This window comes from Prevotella pectinovora (assembly GCF_000834015.1).
Taxonomy (GTDB): domain Bacteria; phylum Bacteroidota; class Bacteroidia; order Bacteroidales; family Bacteroidaceae; genus Prevotella; species Prevotella pectinovora.
In genome coordinates, this window is record NZ_JXQI01000053.1 from 25070 (window position 1) to 51954 (window position 26885).

The following is a 26885-nucleotide window of genomic DNA, read 5'->3' on the forward strand; positions in this document are numbered from 1 at the left end:
AATGAAACACAAGACAAGAATCATGAAAAGGAAAACGATAATCAGCTTATGCTTCGGATGCTTGGCATTGGTTTCCATACCTATCCATGCACAGCAGCAGAACCAGACAATAAAGGGCACCGTGGTTGACCAGAACGGCGACCCCATCATCGGCGCTACAGTGCGCCTGGTGGGCAGCAAGGGAGCAAACACTGGTGTCATCACCGACATCGACGGTAACTACAGCATCACGGCGCCGAAAGGCAGCAAAGTGAACATCTCATACATCGGATATCTATCACAGACGGTAGTGGCCGGCGGAAAAGCACAGCTCAAGGAAGACGCTCAGAATCTGGAAGAGGTAGTGGTAGTGGGCTATGGCACACAGAAGAAGGCCCACCTCACCGGTTCTGTCGGCACGGTGCCGATAGACGACATCAAGGACCTCTCTGGAGCAAGCCTCGCATCATCCCTCTCCGGACTCATCAACGGAGTGAGCGTGAGCGGCGGCGACAGACAGGTGGGACAATCGTCGAGCATCACCATCCGCGACGGAGGAGTATTGCGTGACTTCACAGGAAACGCTGCCGGTCCGCTCTACGTCATCGACGGCTACGTATATCCTAACGATATAAAGAACCTGGGCGAGGAGGCGTTCAACAACCTCGACCCTTCTGAAGTGGAGAACATCTCGGTATTGAAAGACGCATCGGCTGCCGTATATGGAGCTCGCGCCGCAAACGGTGTGATTCTCGTCACTACGAAAAAGGGAAAGATGGGAGCACCGAAGATTTCATACAACGGCACATTCGGTATCGCCGACGCTATGTCAACACCGAAGATGCTCAACGCATACAACTACGGCCGCCTGTATGACATCATGACCGACAACGACCCGAGAAGCACATCGCTGAACCGCACCACGTCATTGTTCCAGCAGGATGAGCTGGAGGCTATGAAGGGACTGAACTACGACCTGCTCGACAAATACTGGGATACGGCAGTGACTCAGCAGCACAGCGTGAACGTGAGCGGAGCCACCGACAAGGTGAACTACTTCGCCGGAATTTCTTACTTCACACAGGACGGTAACCTGGGCAAACTCGACTACGACCGCTGGAACTACCGTGCGGGTGTCGACGTGAAGATAAGCCGCAACCTGAAGGCCAACCTCAACGTGAGCGGAAACTTCAGCGAACTGAACAAGCCTAACAACTCTATCGGTAACGGAGGACTGGAGAACGACTACCGCAACCTGCTCTACCGTCCGCGCTACATTCCGGAACAGGTGAACGGCATGCCGATTCTCGGCTACGGTGTGAGCAACGCCCAGACTAACGATTCGCAGACATATTCTTATGGTCTGATGCAGAACAACGGCGACTACGCTGAGACGAAGACAAACAACATGACCGTGAATGCCGGACTGGAATATGACTTTGAATGGAGCAAGGTGCTCAAGGGTCTGAAGCTGAGGCTGACATACTCTAAGAGCATCAACAATGACAAGGGCAACCAGTATGGTTCCAAGTTCACATTATATAAGATGGTGAACCGCACCGGTAGCGGACAACATCTCTATACGCCAATCGCCGGCGAGGAATACGACACATACCTCTCACAGGACAATTTCGAGCCAACGACACTCGACAACGGCAACTATATCTCTCGTTCCATGTCGCGCATGGACAACTACCAGATAAACTTCACGGCAAGCTACGGACGCAAGTTCGGTCTCCACGACGTCAATGCCCTCTTCTCAATAGAGAAGTCGGAGTCTGAATACGAGGATCTGGGCGGTCATGCCACGGAACCTTATTCATTCACCAACTTCCAGTCTAACGGTGCTTCGGGCACTAAGACTCCAAGCTGGTCGAGAAGCGAGTCGGCAAGTCTCTCATATATCGGACGCTTGAACTACGCCTATGCCGACAAGTACCTCTTCGAGTTCCTCATCCGTTCTGACGCTTCCACAAAGTTCGCCCCCAAGAACTACTGGGGTGTGTTCCCGTCAGCAAGTATCGGATGGGTGATGTCACAGGAGAAGTGGTTCAACAATGCCCTGCCATGGGTTGACTTCCTCAAGCTCAGAGGATCATTCGGTCTGACAGGCCGCGACAACACCACAGCATGGCTCTGGATGCAGCACTACGGCATCTGGAACAAGACAAGCGACAATGCCGTGTTTGGAGAAGGAACGACAAACAGCGGACAGTCGATACGTATGGATAACGGTAATGCCGACGTGAACTACGACGTGCATTGGGACAAGTCGTACAAGGCAAACTTCGGTATCGACTTCAACGTGCTCTCACAGCGTCTCGCCGTGACTCTCGAGGCATACAAGGTGTGGAACCGTGAGATGTTCATGAACCTGTCACAGTCGGTACCGGCAACGGTGGGCTGTCTGTCGGCTTCTACCAACCTTGGCAAGATCGACAACTGGGGCTATGAGGCAAGCATCACATGGAGAGACAAGATAGGCAAAGACTTCAAATACCGCATCGGTGTGAACTTCGGCTATAGCGACAACAAGGTCATCAACAGCGACTTCGCAACCGACTACGTGTATAAAACAGTGCAGAAGGGCGACCGCTTCGACATCGGAACATGGGGAATGGAATGCCTCGGAATGTTCCGAAGCTATCAGGAGATTCAGGAGTATGTGAAGAAATACAACATCACCAACTATATGGGAATGGCTCCAGACCAGATCAAGCCGGGTATGCTTATCTATAAGGATGTGCGCGGAGCTGGCGGTACAGGAACGCCCGACGGTATCGTCAACGCCAACGACGATCAGGTGCGCATCTCCCACCGTGCCAGCAACCCATACGGATTCACCACCAACCTTCATGCCGAGTGGAAGGGACTCTCTGTAACGGCTCAGCTCAGCGCCAGCTGGGGTTCGCGTTCTGTGATTCCTACATCTGCCCTCAAGGCTTCTTACGGCATTGAAGCACAGAACATGCCTTCGTTCTGGAATCCTGACGATGTGTTCGTATACAACGACATAACAGACGGAGCAGGCAATGTGGTGGTATCACAGAACCGCGACGGTTCGCTGCCAAACCCATCATACAACATCAACAGCCAGGCATCAAGCTTCTGGACTGTCAGCGGCACAAGGGTTTCGCTTAACCGTCTCACCGTGGCTTACAAGATTCCTAAGATGGCATGGTTCAAGACAATCGGCCTGGAGAGCGCCAGGGTGAACATCACAGGACAGAACCTGCTGAGTTTCTACAACCCCTACCCTGACAACTTCATCGACCCTCAGTGCAGCTACGGCAGCTATCCTAAGCTCCGCAAATGGACTATCGGTGTGAACCTGACTTTCTAACGTATAACTCATAATCAAGGAATAACAACAATGAACAAGAATATAATAAAAGTTTGCAGCATCGCGTTTGCAGCATCTTTTCTCGCCTCATGTAGCGACAGTTTCCTCGAGGAGAAGAAAGACAACAACAACGTGAACAAGGAGGTCTACAACGACTTCACCGGAGCACAGCTGCGCGTCAACTCCATCTATGGCGAATGCCTTCCAAACCCAAGTTCAGTATCGGGATGGAACAACAACTGCACGGGTCTCGCTTCCGACATACAGGCAAAAGCTACAGAGGAATACTGCGGAATGAGCGGTTCGAGCGAACAGAGCTTCGTGAATCCTCTCTATGAGCTTGATGCCCTTACCGGCAACGTGGTGCCTGATTATTTCACCAATGAGCAGAAGCATCTCTCCAACGTTTGGGGACGCATCCGCAACATCAACGACGTGATTGCCGGACTGGAAGGCTGCACACTGAGCGAGAGCCAGAAGAACCAGTTGCTCGGACAGGCTTACTTCTTCCGTGCATGGTGTTACTACCAGCTTGTGAAATGGTATGGCGGTGTGCCTATCATAAAGGAAGTGCAGGAAACTTCTCCAAGTTCGTTCACACCTCGTTCATCGGCAAAAGACTGCTTCTCTTTCATCATCAGCGATCTCGACACCTCTGCCAAACTGCTCACCGATGCCACCACACATGGCGGATGGAGCGGAGAAAACTGGGGCAGAGTGACTTCCGGCACGGCGCTTGCCTTGAAAGGACGCGTAATGGTGTTGTGGGCAAGTCCGATGTTCAACCGCGCCAACGACCAGCAGCGCTGGAAGGATGCCTACGAGGCAATAAAGGAGAGTCTGCCAGTGCTCAACGCCTGTGGATACGACCTCTACACCGGTACTGACGATGTCAACGCTTCTGCCTTCGCCACGATATTCGGACAGACGAAGAACTGCGAAGATGTATTCGTTACGCTCTTCAACACCGAAGACCCTATGCAGAGCGGCGAGGCTGGCGACAAGGGAAAGAACAACTACTGGGAGAACAATATCCGTCCGGCAAACACCAACAACCGCACCGGCGGTATGGAACCGTCGGCAATGATCGTCGACATGTTCCCTATGGCTGACGGCAAGCTGCCTTCTTCGGCATCTACATACAACAAGCTGGAGAAGTCTTCATTTGAATACGACCGCAACTATCCGTTCATGAACCGTGACCCTCGCTTCTACCGCACCTTCGCCTTCCCTGGTGTGCGTTGGGCTTACAACGGCGATGCCAGTCAGGGCGGAGTGAACAACAACCCTCAGGACGGTGCCAACTATGCTCTTTGGAACTATGTATGGTATACCAACCAGGATGATGCGGGCAACGTGGAGAGCGGTGAGGCTTATGGTGCCGACAACCTGCTGAAAAACAAAAAGGGTCTCTACGTCAGAAAGCGCACAAGCGACTACGACCTCGGTTCATCGCTCTATGTATACAACAGCGGTTACTCTCGTGGCGCATTTGCCAGAAGCGCTTCGCCATTCATCGAGATCCGCTACGCCGAAGTTCTCCTCAACTATGCTGAGGCTGCATGTGGCGCCGGTCACATGGATGTGGCTGTAGAACAGTTGCAGAAAATTCGTTCGAGAGTGGGCTACACGGCAGAAAACAACTACGGTCTGCCTGCCAATCTTGCTTCCGACCAGGCTACTTGTATGAGTGCCGTACTGCTGGAGCGCCAGATAGAATTGGCATACGAGGGCAAGCGTTTCGACGATATGCGCCGCTGGATGCTCTACGATGGTGGAGCGACAAAGGTAGCAGGTGCGCCCGACACTTGGACTCTCACCGGATGGGGCGGCAACACCTGTCAGTGGCTCGGATTCACACCGCTCAACGGACAGCGTCGCGAGCGCATGGAGTTCCGTGTGGCCGACAAATATGGTGTTGGCGGCACTACCTACGAGAGCGACCCTCTCATCAAGGCTGGTGTCAGCCGCTGTCAGCCGATAGACCTGCGTAAGCCGCTTGCCACACAGCAGGAGCAGCTCAAGACATGGTATCAGGAGAATCTCGTGAGAAAGGACAACAAGGGTGACGGCCGTGACTCTTACCATCAGGATCTCACCATCAGCTATCGCGCAAAATACTACTTCCTCGGCTTCTCGCTCGGAGCAATGAACCGCAACGATGCTCGTCTGAAGCAGACAATCGGATGGAGCGACAACCGCGGCGGTACCGGTACTTTCGACCCGCTGGCTGAAACAAGCAAATAACAGGAGTCTGAACTCGACAAATAAAAATGGCACGCCATCATTCGGCGTGCCATTTTTATTTGAATCCCAACCAGTCATTAGCTGAAACAGATTGTCCGTCTAACCCAAGCAAGTTCTGATGAGCGATTAGGGTTTAACCCAAAACGGTCATTAGGGCTTGCCTGGATTTTGTTTTTTAGAAGAGTGGATTTTGTTTGGCTTTTAATGAGTAATAGCGGGCTATTGCGAATTAAAAACAAGCAAAAGACGCCTTATAAAAAGCAAAAGACTGCAAGCAGTTATTAAAATTATACATTAAACGGCCTAATGACCGATTTGGGTTTAAGCCTCTTGCCCTTTCTTCTCCAGATAGTCGGCGAATATTCTTGCGGCACTTTCCACCTTTGCCGCACAAGGACGCTTCTTGTAGTATTCCGCCGTGCGCTCCGAAGCCACATAGCTGTTTGCAGCCTTCTCGTAGCCTTTCAGTCCGAGGATTTCGGCACAGATTATAGAACCGTTCTGCTGCTTTGATTCTTCGAGCAGCTGCTGCACAATCTTGTAGCAATGTGATTTTCCCTCGTTGTCAGCGCCCTCGGTCTGTCCTTCTTCCAGACCAATGAGCATCACCAGTCCCGACACAGCGCCACACATCATGCGCATCTTGCCTACTCCGCCACCGAATCCTGCAGCGATTTTCAGAGCCAGTTTCTCGTCGAGTCCATAGATGTCTGCAAAAGCAGCCACCACACTCTGACAGCAGCCATAGCCCTGCATAAAATAGTCAACGGCACGATTTACGCGTGCTTCCAATTCTTCTTTCATGTTTATTGTTTTGTTTAAAGTTTTGTTTTTCTTATAAAAAGTCTGCAAATGTAACGTCTTATTTCGGAAAAGACTATACGTCTGTTATAAAAAACCGGTTACTCCCCAACAGTCTGATGCCCGATTTGTGGTATACAAATATCTGCCAGCTTTTCTATTACATTGTCTAACTGCTCCCGATAAATCAGTCCCTCCACATATTCTTCCGGAATGGCACTGTAACCAAATATCGCTCCCAGTCTTTCAGCACTTTGAGCATGTCGTCTGGCAGATAGCCCAAAGCTTTTCTCCGCATCTCTTCGGGAATCGGCCATATTGCCTCTGCTATACTTCCCACTATGGCACCGAGGGTATCGGCATCCGCCCCAAGAGAAACGGCAGTGCGGATGGCATCCTCAAAGTTGACGCTCTTGCTTATGATGCATAATGCCACTGGAACGGTTCCCTGACAAGTCTCGTCAAACCTGTTCAATACAGACTCTCGACGTATATTGATGTCGTATCCAGAGAATTCCACGCATGGAGCTATCACCTTCTCCATCATCTCGCCATGAAGAACAGGTTCTCCTTGATGACACCTGCGCAGCTTCAATGCCAGATGTATGGCAAGGGCTACGGTCTGTGCGCCCTTGATACCCTCCGGATGGTTGTGTGTGCAGGCTGCCGACTGTTCTGCATTGGCAAGCACACTCTCTTTGTCGGCGAATGCCCACCCTATGGCACTCACTCTCATCGCCGCTCCATTGCCATAAGAACCATAGGGCTGTGGTTCGTCGCTTCTCACCCACGCATTGAAACGGCCTCCATAGCTACCCATAGGGTTTGGATAGCGTCTGCACCATTCATGTAGAGCCGCTCCGTAGCTCTTCTGATGCATTATGGCATCTGCCACGGCAATAGTGCAGATGGTATCGTCGGTAAAGTCGTTCTTGTCGGAAAACAACTCGAAATTATAATCATTGGTGGAGAAAAACTCCCAACGGCTACCGACAATGTCGCCGATTATCGCTCCTAACATAGTATATTAATCGTTGTGTATTTTAAAATTCCAGCCGGAATCCTTTCTGCTTCAATTCTTTGTATTTGTCCTCATTGAAACTGAAGAGGAAAGCCTTGCGCTTTGGCGTAGGCCACACCGTCTCGTCGAGTTGTGTGAGGATGTCGAGATGCAGCATCTTCTTGGCAAAGTTGCGGCGGTCGAAATGCACGCCGAGGATTGCTTCGTATAGCAGCTGCAGTTCCTTGAGCGTGAATTTTTCGGGCAGCAGGTCAAAGCCTATGGGCTGGAAGTGGATTCGCTCGCGCAATTTGCTCATCGCCATGCGCAGGATGCTCTCGTGGTCGAATGCCAACTGTGGGATTTCATCCATTGAGAACCACTGTGCCTTGGCAGCATCATCGCCTCCCTTCACCTCTTCCGTCTTCACCAGGGCAAGAAAGGCGATGGAGATGACGCGCTCTCGTGGGTCGCGGTTGGGCGAACTGAAGCAGTGGAACTGTTCCAGATAAGTGGCTGTCAGATTTGTCTCTTCCTTCAGTTCTCTCATAGCTCCCTCTTCGGCGCTCTCGTCCATCTTCAGGAAACCGCCAGGGAACGCCCATTTCCCTTTGAATGGGTCAATGCCGCGCTGTATGAGCAGGATTTTGAGTTTCATTCCGTCGAAGCCGAAAATCACGCAGTCTGTAGCGACTGCCGGATGTGGATATTTGTAGCTATACATTTTCTCTTCTATTTTCTCGATTGTTTTATGTTCCTCTTACACCCTTGCGTAAGTTTTACGCCGCAAAGATAATCACTTTTAGTATAAGCCCCAAATGTTATAGTAAAAATCGAGCAAAAGACGCCTTATAAAAAACAAAATAATGACCGACTTGGGATAATTACAACTTTTCCACAATTATCATCAACCATCTGGTCGCTTTCACACAAACCACTGAAATACAAGTACTTCCGTCTTTTCACACCCACAAAAACCATCGGGCAACTGTCTGGATGGTTGGCTATATTTCAGGAAAAAGTATAATTTATTAAACTTTTATTTGCACGAACAAGGAAATTCTCCTATATTTGCGTCGAAAGTATAATATATTAGACAATGGAATTAAATGAAGTGATAAAATCTCGTAGAAAGGTGCTTGCTATTTCTCAGTTAGACCTTGCAGAAATGGCAGATGTGAGTCTTGCTACAGTCAACAAACTTCTTGGAGTGTTGGGACTGGAAATGGATTTCAAGATACGTAAAACCATATTATAATAATAGAATGATATGAGACAGTTGTATGTCTATATGAACGACCTCAAGGCAGGTGTCCTGACTGAAAACACCTCTGGAAAAGAATATACTTTCTGTTATGACGAGAACTATCTTTCAACTAAAAACCCTTCCATTTCTGTCACTCTTCCCAAAAGAGAGGAATCCTATAAGAATGAATATTTGTTTCCTTTCTTCACGAACATGCTGCCAGAAGGTGCTAACCGTAGGAGCATTTGCCGTTCGTTGAGAATTGATGAGAATGATTTCTTCGGACTTCTTATTGCCATGGCAGATAAGGATTTCATTGGCGCCGTACAAGTAAGAAAGACAACAGATGATTGACATTAAGACTGGCATTTGAAAGGTGGTCACGCCACATATCAGTTATATATATAACGCTGTACTCATGAATAAAACTTATACTTGGAATTCGTGAAACATAGACTTGAAATCTCTAAAACACAGACTTGTAATTCATAAAAGATAGACCTCGGATTCCCCCCACGCCGTGGGGAACAGAACCCCCTAATGTGGGGATGTCTTCCCCCTGGCGTGGGGAAAATATGGGATGCCGAAAGGCATGATACTTCTATGGTACTTCTATGATACTTTTCTGTAAAATATTCAGAAAAGTATCATCGGGTTAAATCGTTAGTCTATAGTATTATATGGACTTGGCGGCGGTCTGGAATGATACTATGATACTTATAAGGAAGCAACTTGATACGGAAGGCTTTTGTTTTCCACAAAGGTGTCATATTAGTATACTTCGAATTGTTTATTAAGTTTTTATATCATTCATAGAGAACCCTAAATGTTCCTCTTTATTCTTTATAGAAATAGCTTCTTCTGCATTGTTTATTGTTTTTATGAAACGCCCGTCATCCATTTTCTTTATATAGTTTGATACTGTTATTTTCTCAATTTGAGAAAGTGTTTTTTCAGTCTTGTTCCATTCAAGCACAGCATTCCACCATTCCTTCGTAATAGCGTTCGCTTGAGCTATAATGTTGTATTCCTCTTCACTATAATTATCTTCACTGCTAGAAGACAGTAAAGAATAAGGGATGCTACAACAACCTTCTATCAAATCTTTCATGTCTTCCCAGCACTTGGCATTTTTAGTGAATGACCTTGAATTGTCCAAATCAAGATGACAATTGATTTTAACAACAAGTCTTTCAATAATTTCTTCCAGTTGAGGCTGAACTTTCTCGTTTTTCCAGATATATACAAGGTCGAGTTCTTGATTCGTCAGATAAGAGATGGCGGACATCGTATATGCAGCAGTTCTTGACTTAAAGCCTTTAGACTCACATCTTTTTTCATAGCATTTTTCTATTTCATCATACAAAATGCTTAATGCAACGACTTTATGCCAATAGTCTACGTCAATGGTCTGCTGGTTCTTTCTTAATGTAAACATATAAGAAGCGAAGCATTTTTCCCGGCTATTACATGCAATATGCGGTTTCATATCCCAAATGACCATAACCCTTGCAACATCAATCTTGGTAAGCATCTGGTCTTTGGGACATTCTCTTTTGAATAAATCTTCTTCGATCTTATTCAGACTGGCGCGTTTGTCTGTATATTGCCCCCTCATACGTTCAAAGAACCACTTCGTTTTGGATATCGGAGTGATTTCATCATTGCTTAGTTTCTCCAACTTTATCAAATATTCTTCTCCGGAATCAAAGTCTGATGGCTTGATGCCGGTTTGACTATTGGCGCATCTGGAGATTGACTTTACAATCTCTGAATATTTTTCCTTGTCTTTGACAACGCTGACTTTCATTTGCACATACACTTTGCTCAAATCACAGTCCTTGGCACTTGCTATAGAAGCGGTGGTCTGACCGCCATTGACAATTTGCCAATCTTTCAGTTTCGTGATATACTGAACACGGCCTGTTTGTTTCAGTTCAACGTCGCTTGCAGTTGTCGAAATGCCGTTGTTATATGAGAAAAACATTTCAGGCTTGTTCCTTATTGTAGACATTATACGCTGGTTGACCTTGCTCTTGTTATGTAAGAATGCTCTTACATTCTTTTCAAGCAATAATGACCTGTATTGATTGTATATTTTTGCAAGTATATCTCCTGGAATGATTGCAAGGTATGTATCTACACAAGGGTTTTCATCGTCTACTTTCAAACATTGGATTTTGGGGGATACAAGTGTATTGTTCTTTGCCTCTTTGCTTGGAACAAAGTATTTTATGTCATGTTCAAAATCTATCTCTATTTTATTGTTTCCCTGCTTTATTTGTTCTTGTTGGTATACTTTGGCTATATCCCAAATATTATATTCGCAAATGACTCTATCCTCATCTTTGTCTGGAGAACTTATTTCATCAGAAGAAGAAACAACGCCATCGGTTAAAAGATAAAATCTTATTATTTTGACATTGCCTTTTGATTCACGGATAGTGCTTATTGCCTCTTGTACTTCGCTGTTAAACTCCTTCTCCATTCCGCCGAATGATGCCTTACGCTTTATGCATTGGTCATAGAATTCGCGAAGGCTGTTGAATCCGCTCCTGATTCTTGAATCAACTCTGGATGCTAATGGCGTAACATGTATAAAGAGGAAGAGGTCGAGTGATTCCGCTTCATCATTATACCCATAGGCTGTAAGCTTCGCCTTGGGGCTTGAAAATGTGCAGATGTCAGGTGCACTGACTTCTTCGCATTCTTCCATACAGTCAAGATAATATCTTGCAATTTCTGTTTCAATATTTGTATTGTTGGTTTCTACAGAATCCTGTACCGTATCAAGGACATACTGTGCAAACTCTTTTATGTTCATGGTTTATAAGTATTTATTACTTCAATTTAGAAACTTCATCGAGTGACATTCCCGTCATTTCTGCAACAAGTTCAGCAGAAATACCCTTGAGAAGCATTTTTTTCGCGACCTCTACAATTCCTTCTGCACGTCCTTCTGCACGTCCTTCTGCACGACCTTCTGCACGTCCTTCCGCACGACCTTCTGCATATTTCTTCTTTTCCGCAGTCCGTATGGCATTCACGATGTCGCGGTATGCATTGACGCTGTCTTCATATAGTTTCAGCTCCTGTTTGTCGAACTTTGATATCTCTGCCTGTTCGAACAGACGTGTGAAAACACGCTCCTGCAGGGCTGCGGGGCGTTGCATCAGGTTGGAGAGATTCTTCAACACGTACATCCACTTGTCGTACATACTTTCGAGTTCACTCTCTTTCTTGTCAAACTTAGGTATCTCAACGTATATATATGTGAGCTTGTCGTAGAACACCTCGTGTGTGTCCACCTCCATCAGCTTCACCTCATGGTGCCAGCGCTTTGCATTCTCAAGACCGTCGGCAAAGTTGAAGTTCAGCAAGCCAATCGTGTAGACAGGATTGAGATGGAAGTCCCAGTCTCCTCCACGCTGTGCCTGTTCTCTGATGGGGAACGTAGAATAATAGATGGTGCGGTCTTTGAAGAACTCCTGGTATACGTTCTGCATCTCTACTATGAATTTCTCTCCCTTGTCATTCTCGCAACGTACAACGAAGAAACCAGGACGTGATTCCGAATTTATATATGTTACTTTCTGGATATTCTGTTTGCCGTGAAATATGGTGTTCAGAAAGCTAATGAGCAATTCAGTGTTACATTCAGAACCGAAAAGGCGCTTAAAGCCGAAATCGGTATGTGGATTGATGTATTTCTCTGCCATAATGCTGCATTTATTATTCAATCAGCAAATTTACGGCATTTTCGCCAATAAAACAACACTGTTGACTGGAAATAATTACAACAACCAGGGGTAACGTTGATAAAAACGTTGCCCTTTTGCATTGCACGTTAGCAAATGTGGCGATATGGTTTATGACAGCTTTATTTTTCGAAAGGTGTGCTTTCATGGCTTATTCTCGTATAGTTTGAGTATATTTGCATGCGCTCAAAATCTGGTAGCGCCATAAGGAAAACAGATTTGCCGACACCATAACAGGAAAATAATCATGCAGACAAAACCATATACCAAACGAAAGATTGACAACAGCGAGAGGGTCAATGCCAGCATAGGAAAATCCATCGTCGTAGACTCCGCATCAAGCCTATATATGCAACTGAAGGAATCTTGCGCTGACGACATGACGGAAGAAGAGAGATACGCCATTCTCAAACAGGTATTCCGCCGGGCGGTGGACCAAGCCGTTCTCGACTGCCAGATTGCTTTCGTGGGACTATTCGCCAAGGTGGATTATTGCATCAAGGAATACAATATACCATCCAATATTGCCAATCTCATACAGCTGGGTCGCAAGGACCTCTTTCCCCGCCCCAACAGCGACCAGGAACTCTCGGCAGAAGAACTTTCCAAGCTCTTTCCGCATAATCTGAAAGCCACCACGCTGCTGGTGTATCATGTGTGCGGCAAGGAAGAAATACCGGAGCAGCTGAAAGCCTGTTTTCCACGTGCCGACAGGAAGAAGACATGGGGACGATACAGCGAGAAGGTGCTTCGGGTCGTTGTGGAACGTTGGGATGACGAGTATATATGGGCGACGGAAGAGGAAAACAACAACACCCTGCAGATTTCCTACGGCAACCACAACCACATCCTCACGCTTGAGGGGAAATCAGACTGGTCGTACCTCAAGACAACACTCTGGGAGGGAGCCAGACTGAACCTGGTGCGCATCCGTATGGATGAGCGCGGCGAAATCTGTCTGCCGGAGCTTATCATTCTGGAGCCAGACTATCTCATAAACATCACCACGATATCAAGCTGCTTCGAGTCTTATGCCGAATCGCCGTTCGTGAATCTGGTAAACAAGATAAAACCGAATCCCAACACGCTGCCCATACATCTGGGTAACCTGTCGGGACAGTTCCTCGATGATGTGGTACACGACCGCAACATCGCCTTCAGCGACAGCATCAAGGAGTTTGTCAGCAGGAATATCATGAGCATAATATCATGCCCGGGGCTGGAACTCCCAAAGGACCGCATCAGGTTCACGCAAGACGCACAGATACAGAAGCGCAACATCAGCCATCTGATAGGCGCCAGTCTGCCACAGTCTATCAAAGACTACAACAGAAAAGGCGTGGTTCTCGAACCGTCGTTCTTCAGCGAGGTGCTGGGCATTCAGGGACGCCTTGACTTCTTGTGGCAAAAGGATAAAGACATCATCATCATAGAGCAGAAATCAGGAAAGGGGGATTTCGTGCCTTACACTTCGCCATCTTATAACCCCAACATACCCAAAGTGAGGGAACCACACTGGGTGCAGGCCCTATTGTATGGTGCGCTGCTCACCTATGGATATGACAAGTATCCGTCGGAAATCAGAGGCATCATGCTCCTCTACTCCAAATACTCTGAAGGACTGGTCAGCTCACCTAATGCCCCGCAGCTGCTGCACCGCGCCATCAGGATGCGCAACCTGCTCGCATGGAGCGAGATACTGTATGCCAAGGAGGGACTCGACATCCTGACAAGTCTTACTCCCGACATGCTGAACAAGAAGAAGGTGACCGGACGGTTGTGGGAGGATTACATACGGCCTCAACTTTCAGAACTCCTTTCGCCCATCGCCTCTGCATCAAAGCTTGAGCGTCTGTATTATCTCCGGTTTCTGCGCTTTCTGGAAAACGAGCAGCTGCTTGCCAAGGTTGGCAACAAGACGAAGGAGGATTCCGGCTTCGCCTCAACATGGAATGACACGCTGGAGGACAAGAAGGCTGCCGGCAACATCTACGACAAGCTGCACATCGCCGGATATGACTTTGAGGACAAGCAGGAAACGTCTGTGAGAGGAATAAAGCTCCGGTTTGACGAGCCACAGTCGGCTGACACCACAAATTTCCGCATCGGCGACATCGTTATGCTCTATCCATACAATTACAACAAAGACACGAAGGTGCCTGACGCATGTGCGCAGATGGTACACCGCGCCACCATCATCGACATGCGCAACGACAGTATAGAACTGCGTCTGCGCTGCAGCCAGACGGACAAGACTGCTTTTGGGAACAAACCTGGCGACACACTATGGGCAATAGAGCACGATATGCTTGAGTCGATGACGGGCTCTCTGTATAGCGCCATGCACTCATTCCTCTCTGCTCCCAAAGAGCGACGCGACCTTATCCTCCTGCAGCGCCAGCCGGAGACCGACCCTACGATAAGGCGCAAGGGGGAATACGGCAACTTCAACACGCTCGTTGACCGTGCGAAACAGGCGCGCGACCTGTTTCTCATCATCGGTCCTCCGGGAACGGGCAAGACATCCTACGGACTGGTGAACCTGCTGAAGGAAGAACTGCAGGAGGAGGACACCAACGTGTTGCTGCTATCATACACAAACCGGGCGGTTGACGAGATATGCAGCAAGCTTGTGGAACTGAAGGAGGAGGATCCCGACTTCGACTTCGTGAGGATTGGTTCCGAGCTCTCTTGCTCCAAGGAATACCGTCAATATCTGCTGAGCAACAAACTGAAATCCCAAGATCTGGATTCCGGCAGAAAGGCCATCCGCTCCACGAGGGTGTTCTGCGGAACGACTGCCGCGCTCAACGCCAACGTGTCATTGCTGCAGATAAAGCACTTCAGTCTTGCCATTGTAGACGAGTCGTCGCAGATTCTCGAGCCACATCTCATCGGACTGCTCAGCGCACAGAAAGACAACCTGTGCAGGATAGACAAGTTTGTGCTCATAGGCGACCACAAGCAGTTGCCTGCCGTAGTGCAGCAGACGCCGGAGGAGTCTGCCGTGACTGAACCGGAGCTGTGCGACATCCATCTCTCTGACTGCCGGTTGTCGCTCTTTGAGCGTCTGCTCACACATTTCAAGACGGGCAGAGGCGACTACGACGACCGCTTCGTGTATATGCTGACGAAGCAGGGGCGCATGCACAGAGACATTGCGGAGTTTCCCAACTATGCCTTCTACGGCAACCGCCTTGACATCGTGCCGCTCGACCACCAGATTCTTCCCAATGTGCGCAAAAACACCGGAAACAGCATCATCACCATGCTCACGACCCGCCGCATAGCTTTCGTCACGGCAGAACCGCCAAAGCGGTCGCTATCGGCAAAGACAAACAGCGTGGAGGCAAGGATGATTGCCGCCACAGTACGTGCCGTGTATGAGCTGGCATCCGGTTGCTTCGACACGGAAAAGACGATTGGCGTGATTGTGCCCTACCGCAACCAGATATCCACGGTGAGAAACGAGATAGACAAGTTCGGCATTCCCTGTCTTCATGACATCACGATAGACACCGTGGAGCGCTATCAGGGCAGTCAGCGTGACTATATCATATATGGTTTCACCATCCAGCAGCCGTATCAGCTCAACTTCCTTACGAGCAATGTGTTTGAAGAGGACGGACTGGTGATAGACCGCAAACTGAATGTTGCCATGACCAGGGCGAGGCTGAACCTGATTCTCATCGGAAACCCTGTTCTTCTCAACGAGAACTTCACTTTCTACAAACTGATGGAGTTCGTGAGGAGCAAGGGTGGATACTTTGATGTAGCTCCGGATGATTATTGCAAGGGAAACTTTGAAGTAAGCGAAACGGTTGACGCCTATGAAACGACAATGGCTGAGGAAACATTGGGCATGTCATCCCGATTCGCTGCCGCATTCAGCAAGCATGTCGTGGATGCGATAAAAAATGATTCGCGCACAAGAGGACACGAGATAATCCTCGGCAATACGACGGATGCCAACATGTCGCTCATCAACTACGGACGGTCGGACTTCTCGAATGACTCGTCGCTATTCAGCACGGAATTGAATGCCAACCTGATAATGAATGCCGACGACCAGGTATTGCTATACTGTCATTACATCATGCAGAGGTATTATCGCAGTGCGAAAAGACTGTATCAGTCTTACAGCAACTGGTTGTCGGCCATGGCAAAGAATATGAGCGGAAGAATAAGGTTTATAGACATCGGATGCGGACCTGCCACCTGCGGCATCGCGTTTGCAGAGCAAATGGCGGGGCTGTTTCCGGACATTCATTATACTGGCATTGACATCTCTGCGGCGATGAAGGCAATGGCGGAAAAACTACTGGGAGAAACTACCGGCGACAGGATGCTGATGGATTTCAAGACTTCATTCATGGAATTGGACGACAGCTATTGGACTTCCGTGTCTGAAGTGCCAAACCTCGTGGTTTTCAATATGTCGTATTTCTTCTCAAATGTAGACTGCACCTTCACAGAAAACCTGGCAGACAGGATTGTCAGCGTGATGCGGAAGCATCCGCTCAACCGTTATGTCTTCATCATCCAGCATTCAGACCACGACACGAAGATACGTTCTTTCCTTGTCTTCAAGAACATGCTGGAACAATATGTGGAAACAATAAAGGCTGAGCGCTCTACCTTCTGTTATGAACAGGAAGGAAATCCCAATACTCCTCCGTTCTGCTATGAAATATGGAAGTCAAAATAACCCCAAACGGCCATCAGCGCCGCTTGGGGTCAGACTCAATGGGGCATATAAATCTCCCGCTTATTTCGTGAGTTTATACCACACCCATGCGATGTATGCCAACACGAACGGAATGGCAAGGCTGACGACACTCATAGTCTTCAGGGTGAACTCTGATGATGACGAATTGTAGATTGTCAGCGACGACTCCATATCGGCATAAGACGGATAGTAAGGCGTGTCGTTATAGCCTGCCACCCAGAAGAGCGACAGAACCACAAGCACCGTTCCCAAGCCGGAGAACCATATTCCCTTGCGACTCTTTCTGAACAGAGCGGCAAAGACTGCATAGAGCACCATGAGTGTGCCCAAGAGGAAGCTTATGAGCGCCGCCGGCATGGCTATGAAATTGTTGAGATATTTGTTGTCTACCCACTGGAACTCATGCAGGCCGGTAGTTTCGTAACTGCCGGTCGTAAGCAATACTGCCGTTGTGGCAAGAAAGAGAACGACAAATACCGGAGCATTGACACGGAGCTGTTTTCTGTTCCACTCTGCCGTGTTCTCGTCTTTCACCTGATTGAGAAACCACAGGTTGGCCTGCACCCTTGTGAGGAACAATACCATCAATCCGAACATCACCACACGCCAATCCAGAAGGACTTCGAGTCCATGCCAGTCTCCCCACTGCGATATCACGGGAGCTGCAGCGTCTGTGAGATTTGTCTTCTCTACCGTGAAATCGCTTCCGAAGAAGAATGTGCTCACCGCACCGCCCAAGAGCAGCGGCGCGAGAATGCCGTTGATGAAAAGGAAGATGTCATATAGCTTGCGGCCGAGGATGTTTCCGTCGGAAAGACGGTATTTGAAGCTCACCGCCTGCACGACGAAGCCGAAGAGTATAAGCATCCATATCCAGTATGCTCCACCGAAGGAGGTGGAATAGAACAGCGGAAACGAAGCGAAGAAGGCTCCGCCAAAGGTGACGAGCACGGTGAAGGTTAGTTCCCAACGGTGGGCAATGGTATATATCATGTCCTCACGCTGCTCCTCCTTCATCTGGGGTATCATCGACTGTCCGCCCTGAACGAAGAGCATGAAGACCAACAGTGATCCCAAGACGGAAATCAAAAGCCACCAGTATTCTTGTAATAATTGATAGTTCATAGTGTATATATTTGTGGGTTTAACAAAATTAGTTTACGTGTTCCTGCACTTCGGGACCCTTCTTTATCTGCTTTATCATAATGTTTATCTCAGCACACAGCAGGATGGTGAACAACAAGCCGAAGATGACAAATGTGGTGACGACCTGACCTACCGACAGACTTGACACGGCTGCCTGCACTGGCATGATATCCTGGATTGCCCATGGCTGACGACCCACTTCGGCTACTATCCAGCCACACTGGGAGCAGAGATATGCCAGAGGCAAAGTGACAAATGCCAAAAGCGGGAATACACTTATTTTCTTCCATCTGCAGCTCAGCCATCCGCGTCTCTTGAACGACAGGAACACCGTTGCGGCGAGGAACACCAACAGCCATCCGCCTACGGCGACCATGATATGGAAAGGATAGAACACCATTGCCACATCGGGGATTGCTTCTTTCACATCGTTGAAGTAGCCGTAGCCAAAATACTTGTAGTCTGGCTTCAGTTCCTTTTCTGCCTTTGCCATTCCGGCAGCGTCGCCTGCCTTCTTAGCCTCGTTGTATGCCGCCAGAGCCTTCTGGGCTGCCTTGCCGCGCTTGATGCGTTCGGCATACGGAACGGTATTGACCATCTTTCCATCCACAATATCTTTGCCCTCAATAATGTCTTTGATGCCCGGAATAAAGGCATTGGCGTCGTGGCGTCCCAGTATGCTCAATCCCTTTGGTATGGCTATCTCAAACAGCATCGGATCCTTGTCGTCATTCCACTGTTTTTCCGTATTCAGTATGCCAAAGCCCACAAGGGGCGTGCCTTCCTTGCCCTCATACAGACCCTCCATGGCAGCGAGCTTCATGGGCTGCACCTTTGTCACCTCAACAGCACTGCCGTCGCCGGAGAACATACACAACAGGATGCCTGCAAGACCTACTGCGCCGCCTACCTTGATGGATTTGACGGCAAAGTCTACGTTGCGCTTCTTCATCAGGAACCATCCGCTGACGCATACGACAAAGGCACCGGCGAGACACCATCCGCTGGTGACGGCATGGATGAACTTGTTTACCGCTACCGGCGACAGAGCCACATCACGGAAGCTGACCATCACATTGCGCATCTGGTCGGCAGAAAACTCCATGCCCACAGGATACTGCATCCATGAGTTGGCAACGAGAATCCACCATGCGCTGAGACTCGCTCCGAAGGCAGTGAGCCAGGTGGCGGCGAGGTGCTGGCCGGCAGAAAACTTCTTCCATCCAAAGAACATCACGGCGAAGAAAGTGCTTTCACAGAAGAAGGCAAAGATGCCCTCGATGGCTAATGGAGCACCGAAGATGTCGCCTACAAACCATGAATAGTTGGAGAAATTGGTGCCGAACTCAAACTCCAGGATAATGCCCGTGGCTACTCCGATGGCGAAATTGACGCCAAAGAGCGTCATCCAGAACTTGGTGAGACTGAGCCATTCCTGCTTGCGGGTGCGGTAATACACTGTCTCCATCACGGCTACTATTATTCCCAATCCCAATGTCAGAGGAACGAAAAGCCAATGGTAACATGCGGTAAGGGCAAACTGTGCCCTTGACCATTCTACTACGTTGATTATATCCATACGCTTTTTTATTAAGGTTTCGTTGTTATCAGATTTTCCCTCACTTTGTCTGCTTTCTCCTCGTCGGTGCCCGAAAGGGCGGGCTGGAAAAAGAATATGCGGAGAACGGCAAACATTATGAAGAGCTTTATGAGGATGATGGTCCACAGCGTCTTGCCGACCGTCATCCCCCTGAAGCCTTCATAATAGAAGAGGAATATTTTACGCAATTTCTCCATATCTTTGCTTTATCCTCCCCAACGGGCTATTGAACGTTGGGAGTTGTTGTCATAATATAGTTTTGCAAAGATACTATTCCTTCTACATGTGAACAATTGTAAATATCTATCCCGTGATAGAGAATATCTTTTCAGCACGGGATTTTGTCATCTTTAAAAGCCATCAGGGCTGCTTGGATTTTGTTTTTTGGCAACTATATTTTTCAAAACGGTCATAGCCTGATGCCGTATTTCATTATCCCCTCGCCTATCATCCCTGCGGGCATGAATGTCTTCATGGTGTCGGTAATGGTGTTGAGCATACGCTCTCTCACATAATCCTCCTTGACATACAGCGACACTCGTCTTTGCGAGAGATAGTCGCCTTCTATCGGGCGCACGTTCTCCCGCTGCCTGTCGTTGAGAAACGGCAGATGCATCTCCGGAATGATGGTAAACCCGCCATTCTCGTCGACGATATGCACAAGGGTGGTGATGCTGCCAGCCTCATAGATATGGGTTCCCTTGCTCCGTGCTTTACAGAAAGAGAAAGCGCTGTCTCTCAGACACTGGGCATCCTTCATTATCCACATGTTCTCGTGTTCCAGATTCTCCGGTTTGAACACGGGCAACTTGCGCCAGCAGCTCTCGGCAAGATATACCATGAATTTCTCTGCATAGAGCGGAATCTCAAGCACCCCATCGCACACATTGCCCGATATCGCCATTCCGGCATCCAGTTCGCCTCGCTGCAGCGCCTCTATCATGAAGTTCACTTTCATTTCCTGTATCGACAATTCCACTGTGGGATACATCTCCCTATAGTGTCTGATGAACTTCGGCAGTATATATGGCGCTATCGTGGGACCTACCGACAATCTGAACCCGCCGCCTATTTGTCCCTTGTCTTCAGAAACTATCTCGCCGATGCGCTCAATCTCCATCAGCGCATTCTCTGCCTGACGGATTATCTTTTCGCCGGCTGTGGTAGGCGTCACAGATCTGTTGGTGCGGTCAAAGATTCTGATGTCGAGTTCTTCTTCCAGTTTCTGCAGCATGGCGCTGAGCGTTGGCTGCGATACATTACACGAGTCAGCCGCTTTCGCAAAATTGCGGAAGCGGTTGACGGCGATTATGTATCTGAGTTGTTGTAGATTCATAATGCGGTGTTAGTGAATGGGCATATACATTGTTGACTGTTTATTCTTATATAAAGAGATTCACGTTTGCCCTGTCTGCACGCTCCATATAGCTTGCCACACCTCCGACGGTGACATTGTCGAGCAGTTCCTCGCGCTTCACTCCCATCACATCCATCGACATCTGGCAGGCTATGAACTCCACTCCATTGTCGATTGCCTGCTGGCGAAGCGACTCCAGAGAGTCCACTCCCTTCTTGTTCATCAGATAGCGCATCATCTTGGCGCCCATACCCATCATGTTCATCTTCGAGAGTGCCAGTCTGGAAGAGTCTGAAGGGAGCATCCAACTGAACATCCGTCCGAAGATGTCTTTCTTCACCTTTGGTTTGTGAGTCTTCTTTATGGCATTCAGTCCCCAGAACGTGAAGAATATGCTGACTTTCTTTCTTGTTGCTGCCGCCCCGTTGGCGAGAACGAATGTGGCGAGCGTCTTGTCGAGATCGTCGCTGAAGAGTATCAACGTCTTTCCAAAATCGTTGGTCTGAGGCTTGGCTGCTTCTATGGCGCATGGTGTGGCTTTCTCTATGAGAGCTATGTGTATGCCAGCCTCCGACCGTTTGCCCAGAAACTTGTTTCCTGTTGTATTACACCATGCCTCTGCATCTCTTGGGAAGGCAGCGTCTGTGGCACGGATTTCCAACTGCTGGCCGGCACTCAATGCGTCCATCGCCTGTTTCATCTTCATGATTGGTCCGGGACACTGGATGCCACACGCATCTACCTTTATCACCTCTTTGTCTGCGGAACACGACGGAGCATCAGCGCTGCATCCTGACGTTTCTGAAGCGTTCGCCTGACTATTATCTGCTGCTTCGCCGAATCCTTCCGGTGTGTTTATCTTTGCAGTGGCAGCCTTGTATGTCTTGTATCCTCCTATCAGATTGCGCACATCTTCATATCCGTTGGCTTTCAGGATATTGGAAGCCAGATAGCCACGGAGTCCTACTCCGCAGAACAGCCATATCTGCTTGTCTCTCGGTATTTCGGAGAGTCTGTCGCGCATATCATCCAACGGGATGTTTATGGCTCCATTTATTGTTCCCAGGGCATATTCATCGGCTGTGCGCACATCGATGAGCGTCACCTTCGTTGTATCAATATCTTTCAACTCGCGCCAATATAGTGGAGTCATCTTTCCGCTCAGTATATTGCCTGCCACATAGCCTGATATCGCCACGGGATCTTTGGCTGAAGAGAATGGCGGCGCATAGGCATGCTCCAGACGGGTGAGGTCGTCTACTGCGGCTCCGTTCTTTATCGCCATGGCATATTCATCGATGCGCTTGTCCACTCCGTCGTAGCCCACGATCTGAGCGCCATAGAGTCTGCCGTCTTCAGGCGAGAAGGTTATCTTGATGTCCATCTGCATACTGCCGGGATAGTAGCCGGCGTGGGCGCCATTATGTATAGTGGCTGAGAGATAAGGGATGTCCATCTGCTTGAGTCGCTTTGCCGGCAGACCGGTAGATGCCACGGTAATGTCGAACACTTTGGCTATTGCCGTGCCGATTGCCCCTTCGTATCTCTCGTTGTTGCCCGTCACCATATTGTCTGCCACTATGCGAGCCTGACGGTTGGCTGGTCCTGCAAGGAAGTTCAACCACGGTTTGCCGGTGATGGGATGAGGATATTCGATGGCGTCGCCTACGGCATAAATGTTCTCGTCTGATGTCTGCAGATACTCGTTCACCCAGATGCCGCGCATGTCGCCAAGTTTCAGTCCTGCTGCCTGTGCAAGTCGTGTTTCCGCTCTCACACCGATGCTCAGCAACACCAGGTCTGCCTTGAGACTGATGCCTGATTTGAAATGCACTTCCAGTTCTTCTCCCTCCTGAGAGAAGCCTTCCACAGCCTGTTCCAGATACAGTTTCACGCCCTGCTGCTGCAGATGGTCGTGCACGAGAGCCGCCATCGAATAGTCGATAGGCGCCATCACCTGGTTTGCCATCTCCACCACAGCCACCTGTGCGCCGGCGTGCTTCAGATTCTCTGCCATCTCCAGACCGATGAATCCACCTCCCACAATGACAGCTCGCCTCACCTTGTGGTTGCTCATGTAACGCTTGATGCGGTCGGTGTCGCTCACGTTTCTCAGCGTGAAGATTCCTTCGCTGTCGATGCCATCGAGAGGTGGCACCACTGGCGACGCTCCCGGTGAGAGCAACAGTTTGTCGTAGTATTCGCTATATTCCTTGCCGTCAGCGGTGCGCACGGTCACTTTTCTGGCTGTCGCATCTATCGCCGTCACTTCACTCCTTGTGCGCACGTCGATATTGAAACGTCTGCCGAAAGCTTCTGGAGTCTGCACAAACAGACGGTCGCGGTCTTCTATCACTCCACCGATATAATATGGCAATCCGCAGTTGGCGTATGAGATATGTTCTCCTTTTTCAAAGAGTATGATTTCTGCATCTTCTGTCATTCGTCTGATGCGTGCGGCTGCAGTAGCTCCACCTGCCACTCCACCCACTATGAGGAATTTTTTCTTGTTTGCTGTCATGGCCGATAAATATTTACTCCCCAAACGGTCACTAAGACGTTCAGTAATGGTGAAAGAATAACTTAATCAAATTTTGACCTGTATTTTTATTGGTCAAGTTATTGTTTTACCTTTACTCAATTGGGGTTATTACTGTTTGATGTCTTTTCTACTTCACTCTCTCTATCACTTGCTTCAGTTCGTTTGCCGACATGGCACCGCTCTGTCGCCATTTCATCTCTCCTCCGTTGAAAACCATCAGGGTGGGAACGGACTGGATGCGCATCTGCATAGCTATGGCTTCGTTTTTGTCTACGTCAACTTTCACTATGCGTATGCTGTCGCCGAGTTCTTCCTTCAGTTGTTCCAAAACGGGATGCATTGTCTTGCACGGACCACACCATGTGGCAAAGAAGTCAACGAGAGTCAGTTGACCGCTCTTTATTATATCTGAAAGCTTTTCCATATCTTTTATATTTATTGGTTAATACTTGGGTGTTCATCATTTGGTCTGTCATTGATTTTGACGATGCAAAGATACGGATTCTTTTATAGACAAACAAATGAGCACATCTATATCATAATAGACTGCAACTATCATAAACTTAAATCGGTCTACCCAAATTAGAATAAACAAAATACAAACAAGTCCTAATGATCATTTTGTTTTAAACCGGCAGAAACCCCATGCTTTTACCTATCTCCAATACAGAACGAGATACTTGAGCTTCAACAGTTTTATGCTCTAAAATGGGCACGATGCTTGCCCATGTGGGGCAAGGTGCTTTCTCAACAGGGGCACGGTGCTTGCCCCTGTTGGGCAGAATTTATGCCAAGCGGTTGCCCAATAAGTTGATGTAATCTGATAATTGAAAGCGCATCCGCGATGATAGTGTTAAGCTTACTTTCCATGATACTTCAATGATACTTTAATGATACTTTAATGATACTTTTCTGTAAAGCATTCAGAAAAGTATCATTGAGTCAAGTCATTAGTCTATAGCGATTTAGTGGCTTCATTAAGGAGGAAAATGATACTATGACTGATTTTTGATGATAAACAAAATTCATAGCGATGTAATAACGATTGGCGACAAACAGGACGTGCACAATCAGATGGCAAAATGGTCGTACACTCAAATTGAGAATGTAGACGTGGATGTTAGGGGATTTCTTATTTCGAACCGAGGAAAACTCTTTGCCACGGATGAAGTTCAATTAACAGACAACGCCATTGACATCTTCCACGCTTTTGTTGGTCACATGTCATGTAGCGCAGTTACATACGTTTCGCTCGGCGCCTCCAATGGTTGTGCCGACCAACTTACGAATTGGGATGGAATACAGAAGTTGGGGTTAGGAGCGCCACCAAAAAAGAAGACACAAGGTTTATCCTGGTAATGACAATGAGAGGTGATTTGTAGCAACCAGCACTACAAATCAACTCAAATTGCAGAAATATGATGTCAGAAGTAAAGATTTCCAATGATTTAATATTTCGTCTGAATAAGATTTTTTATCTTTGTAGTCAATAATTGACAATCCTATCAAGAAAAAGTCTATTGGTTTAATCTAACCTCTGAGCAATAACATTGGAAGATAACACCAAACAGCCTTTAACGGCTGACGCTTCATTGTATAATGGGCAACCTACTGACACAGGTTCTTCGTGTCCAAGTGCAAGACTTACCTCTTGTACGCCCTCCATCTCAAAGAACAAAGGTGGGGTGTCGGTAGAGAATGTGCCTGATGCAAGTAAGCAATGGTTCGTTCTGCGAGATTCGTATGGGCGTATTGTCAAGGCTAAAGAATTTGCAGAAGCTAAAGGCTTGGTATGCTATGTTCCTTTGCGATACAAAGAAGTAAGGAAGCAAGGAAAGAAGCGAATCATAACAGAGCCTCTTCTCTCCTCATTTCTCTTTGTTCATGCTACAGCAGAACAAGTTGAAACATTGCTCTATGAAATCAAAGTAAGTACTAATGAAATCAGAAATCTACTAAGTTATTATTTCGACCACACTCCCCAACGTCAAGACTTTCCCGACCGTAATCCTCCACTTACCATATGTGATGAGACGATGAATAACTTCATCAAACTAATATCTATCAAGAATCCGCACATAATCCCTGTTACAACAGAAATTATCCCATATAAATTAGGCGATATGGCCATTGGGACCGAAGGAGATTTTAAGGACATTCATGGCAGAGTGGCACGCATTGCCGGACAACAGCGAGTAATAGTAGAGCTGTTCAGCGGATGTTTGGTGACGACGGCATATATACCGAAGGAGGAGAAGGAAAAGAAAAATCAAGAACGCTGCTTGATTAACGCAACAGGTTAAACACTATATAATAAATGAAATAAGCAATTCTCCTAACATAGAATAAAAATATACAATCAAATGATGAAAGAAGAATTCATGAATATGAAAAAGTTGTATCATTACACAAAGTTTGATACAGCAATTAAAATATTGGAATCCCATAGTCTAAGATTTGGAAGGTTGCATAATATGAATGACATTCATGAAAATGACAAACTTTCCTATGTCGACACAACAGGAACTCTTATCAATAGTTTTCCATCCGATGTATTGGATGCAATAGATTGTGAGATGGCAAAATATCGACAGATTAGCCTTACCGCAGATGATAACAAACAGGATAAATTGGGGTTCGACCTTCATCAAATGTGGGGACTTTATGCCGATAAAGGCCAAGGCATCTGTCTCGTATTTGACAAGGACATATTATGCAAACAAATTGATGATGCCGTTCTGCACAAAATTGTATCATACGATACCTCTGTAGAATCGTTTTATATCGCAAACTCCAATGACTCTCAAAGTATCCAATGCAACATACAAAAGAAAGCCGATAAGTTATTCTTTCACAAGCGAAAAGAATGGGAGCACGAACAAGAATACCGATTTATTAAACGCTGTACCAACCTCAATAAAGAGGAATACTTATATTATGGCAAAGCCTTAAAATATATTATCCTGAATTCTGTAATCGAGAATACTGATAGTGTTAAGTTTAAAAAAAATGTAGAGAAACTGAATAAACATACACAAAGAGTTCCAATACTGGTATATGGTAATGGATTGCTTGATTATTCTCTTATTGATATAAATCACACGGAAATAATCTGGAATTCTTCCTATGGATATGAT

18 protein-coding genes are annotated in these 26885 nt (G+C 47.7%); 7 read left to right on the top strand and 11 right to left on the bottom strand.

What is annotated here, in order from left to right; all coding sequences use genetic code 11:
- Positions 1-22 precede the first annotated feature (22 nt).
- Complete coding sequence (locus tag ST42_RS06180) at positions 23-3322, top strand: SusC/RagA family TonB-linked outer membrane protein (RefSeq protein ID WP_042519547.1); 3300 nt, start codon at positions 23-25, stop codon at positions 3320-3322.
- A gap of 30 nt (positions 3323-3352) precedes the next feature.
- A complete protein-coding gene (locus ST42_RS06185; protein ID WP_044072875.1) occupies positions 3353-5569 on the top strand; it encodes a RagB/SusD family nutrient uptake outer membrane protein in 2217 nt (738 codons plus the stop codon).
- A 321-nt stretch (positions 5570-5890) separates the two neighbouring features.
- Here ST42_RS06185 and ST42_RS06190 read toward each other — a convergent pair whose 3' ends face one another.
- The 3 genes from ST42_RS06190 to ST42_RS06200 form a co-directional block, all read right to left on the bottom strand.
- Complete coding sequence (locus ST42_RS06190; protein ID WP_022317015.1) at positions 5891-6373, bottom strand: C-GCAxxG-C-C family protein; 483 nt, start codon at positions 6371-6373, stop codon at positions 5891-5893.
- A 184-nt stretch (positions 6374-6557) separates the two neighbouring features.
- A complete protein-coding gene (locus ST42_RS06195) occupies positions 6558-7391 on the bottom strand; it encodes an ADP-ribosylglycohydrolase family protein (RefSeq protein ID WP_042519535.1) in 834 nt (277 codons plus the stop codon).
- 22 nt (positions 7392-7413) lie between these two features.
- Positions 7414-8094: an NUDIX hydrolase gene (locus ST42_RS06200; protein WP_042519545.1), complete on the bottom strand. Its 681-nt coding sequence runs from the start codon at positions 8092-8094 to the stop codon at positions 7414-7416.
- 375 nt (positions 8095-8469) lie between these two features.
- Here ST42_RS06200 and ST42_RS13815 point away from each other — a divergent pair, with 375 nt between their 5' ends.
- A complete protein-coding gene (locus tag ST42_RS13815) occupies positions 8470-8628 on the top strand; it encodes a helix-turn-helix domain-containing protein (RefSeq protein ID WP_156139311.1) in 159 nt (52 codons plus the stop codon).
- A gap of 12 nt (positions 8629-8640) precedes the next feature.
- A complete protein-coding gene (locus ST42_RS06205; protein WP_042519533.1) occupies positions 8641-8970 on the top strand; it encodes a HipA N-terminal domain-containing protein in 330 nt (109 codons plus the stop codon).
- A 439-nt stretch (positions 8971-9409) separates the two neighbouring features.
- Here ST42_RS06205 and ST42_RS06210 read toward each other — a convergent pair whose 3' ends face one another.
- Positions 9410-11440, bottom strand: coding sequence for an AIPR family protein (locus ST42_RS06210; RefSeq protein WP_044072876.1), 2031 nt, complete (start codon positions 11438-11440; stop codon positions 9410-9412).
- 16 nt (positions 11441-11456) lie between these two features.
- Positions 11457-12335: an Rpn family recombination-promoting nuclease/putative transposase gene (locus ST42_RS06215; RefSeq protein WP_044072877.1), complete on the bottom strand. Its 879-nt coding sequence runs from the start codon at positions 12333-12335 to the stop codon at positions 11457-11459.
- Positions 12336-12621: 286 nt separating this feature from the next.
- Here ST42_RS06215 and ST42_RS06220 point away from each other — a divergent pair, with 286 nt between their 5' ends.
- Positions 12622-17082 carry an AAA domain-containing protein gene (locus ST42_RS06220; protein ID WP_052488261.1) on the top strand — a complete coding sequence of 1487 codons (4461 nt, stop codon included), beginning with the start codon at positions 12622-12624 and terminating at the stop codon, positions 17080-17082.
- Positions 17083-17142: 60 nt separating this feature from the next.
- Here ST42_RS06220 and ST42_RS06225 read toward each other — a convergent pair whose 3' ends face one another.
- From ST42_RS06225 to trxA, 6 genes are all read right to left on the bottom strand, one after another.
- Positions 17143-18228, bottom strand: coding sequence for a cytochrome d ubiquinol oxidase subunit II (locus tag ST42_RS06225; protein WP_044072878.1), 1086 nt, complete (start codon positions 18226-18228; stop codon positions 17143-17145).
- A 28-nt stretch (positions 18229-18256) separates the two neighbouring features.
- On the bottom strand, positions 18257-19828 hold the full coding sequence (locus ST42_RS06230) for a cytochrome ubiquinol oxidase subunit I (protein WP_394365285.1): 1572 nt from the start codon (positions 19826-19828) through the stop codon (positions 18257-18259).
- Positions 19829-19839: 11 nt separating this feature from the next.
- Positions 19840-20046: a DUF4492 domain-containing protein gene (locus tag ST42_RS06235; RefSeq protein WP_042519529.1), complete on the bottom strand. Its 207-nt coding sequence runs from the start codon at positions 20044-20046 to the stop codon at positions 19840-19842.
- 212 nt (positions 20047-20258) lie between these two features.
- The gene (locus tag ST42_RS06240) at positions 20259-21185 is read right to left on the bottom strand and encodes a LysR substrate-binding domain-containing protein (RefSeq protein ID WP_042519528.1); all 927 of its coding nucleotides are present in this window, start codon (positions 21183-21185) and stop codon (positions 20259-20261) included.
- Positions 21186-21231: 46 nt separating this feature from the next.
- Positions 21232-23727, bottom strand: coding sequence for an FAD-dependent oxidoreductase (locus ST42_RS06245; protein ID WP_044072880.1), 2496 nt, complete (start codon positions 23725-23727; stop codon positions 21232-21234).
- 148 nt (positions 23728-23875) lie between these two features.
- On the bottom strand, positions 23876-24172 hold the full coding sequence (gene trxA, locus ST42_RS06250; RefSeq protein ID WP_022315636.1) for a thioredoxin: 297 nt from the start codon (positions 24170-24172) through the stop codon (positions 23876-23878).
- A 1126-nt stretch (positions 24173-25298) separates the two neighbouring features.
- Between trxA and ST42_RS06260 the strand changes: the two genes are divergently transcribed.
- Positions 25299-26051 (top strand): transcription termination/antitermination NusG family protein, encoded by a 753-nt coding sequence (locus ST42_RS06260; protein ID WP_044072883.1) that lies wholly within the window; start codon positions 25299-25301, stop codon positions 26049-26051.
- A 60-nt stretch (positions 26052-26111) separates the two neighbouring features.
- The coding region (locus ST42_RS06265) for a DUF2971 domain-containing protein (RefSeq protein WP_044072885.1) at positions 26112-26885 on the top strand (774 nt) is incomplete at its 3' end.

Coding starts and splice junctions, on each gene's coding strand:
- ST42_RS06225 (WP_044072878.1), bottom strand. CDS start 18,228: ATGAACTATCAATTATTACAAGAATACTGGTGGCTTTTGATTTCCGTC.
- ST42_RS06235 (WP_042519529.1), bottom strand. CDS start 20,046: ATGGAGAAATTGCGTAAAATATTCCTCTTCTATTATGAAGGCTTCAGG.
- ST42_RS06190 (WP_022317015.1), bottom strand. CDS start 6,373: ATGAAAGAAGAATTGGAAGCACGCGTAAATCGTGCCGTTGACTATTTT.
- ST42_RS06185 (WP_044072875.1), top strand. CDS start 3,353: ATGAACAAGAATATAATAAAAGTTTGCAGCATCGCGTTTGCAGCATCT.
- ST42_RS06215 (WP_044072877.1), bottom strand. CDS start 12,335: ATGGCAGAGAAATACATCAATCCACATACCGATTTCGGCTTTAAGCGC.
- ST42_RS06195 (WP_042519535.1), bottom strand. CDS start 7,391: ATGTTAGGAGCGATAATCGGCGACATTGTCGGTAGCCGTTGGGAGTTT.
- trxA (WP_022315636.1), bottom strand. CDS start 24,172: ATGGAAAAGCTTTCAGATATAATAAAGAGCGGTCAACTGACTCTCGTT.
- ST42_RS13815 (WP_156139311.1), top strand. CDS start 8,470: ATGGAATTAAATGAAGTGATAAAATCTCGTAGAAAGGTGCTTGCTATT.
- ST42_RS06210 (WP_044072876.1), bottom strand. CDS start 11,440: ATGAACATAAAAGAGTTTGCACAGTATGTCCTTGATACGGTACAGGAT.
- ST42_RS06205 (WP_042519533.1), top strand. CDS start 8,641: ATGAGACAGTTGTATGTCTATATGAACGACCTCAAGGCAGGTGTCCTG.
- ST42_RS06220 (WP_052488261.1), top strand. CDS start 12,622: ATGCAGACAAAACCATATACCAAACGAAAGATTGACAACAGCGAGAGG.
- ST42_RS06245 (WP_044072880.1), bottom strand. CDS start 23,727: ATGACAGCAAACAAGAAAAAATTCCTCATAGTGGGTGGAGTGGCAGGT.
- ST42_RS06230 (WP_394365285.1), bottom strand. CDS start 19,828: ATGGATATAATCAACGTAGTAGAATGGTCAAGGGCACAGTTTGCCCTT.
- ST42_RS06200 (WP_042519545.1), bottom strand. CDS start 8,094: ATGTATAGCTACAAATATCCACATCCGGCAGTCGCTACAGACTGCGTG.
- ST42_RS06180 (WP_042519547.1), top strand. CDS start 23: ATGAAAAGGAAAACGATAATCAGCTTATGCTTCGGATGCTTGGCATTG.
- ST42_RS06240 (WP_042519528.1), bottom strand. CDS start 21,185: ATGAATCTACAACAACTCAGATACATAATCGCCGTCAACCGCTTCCGC.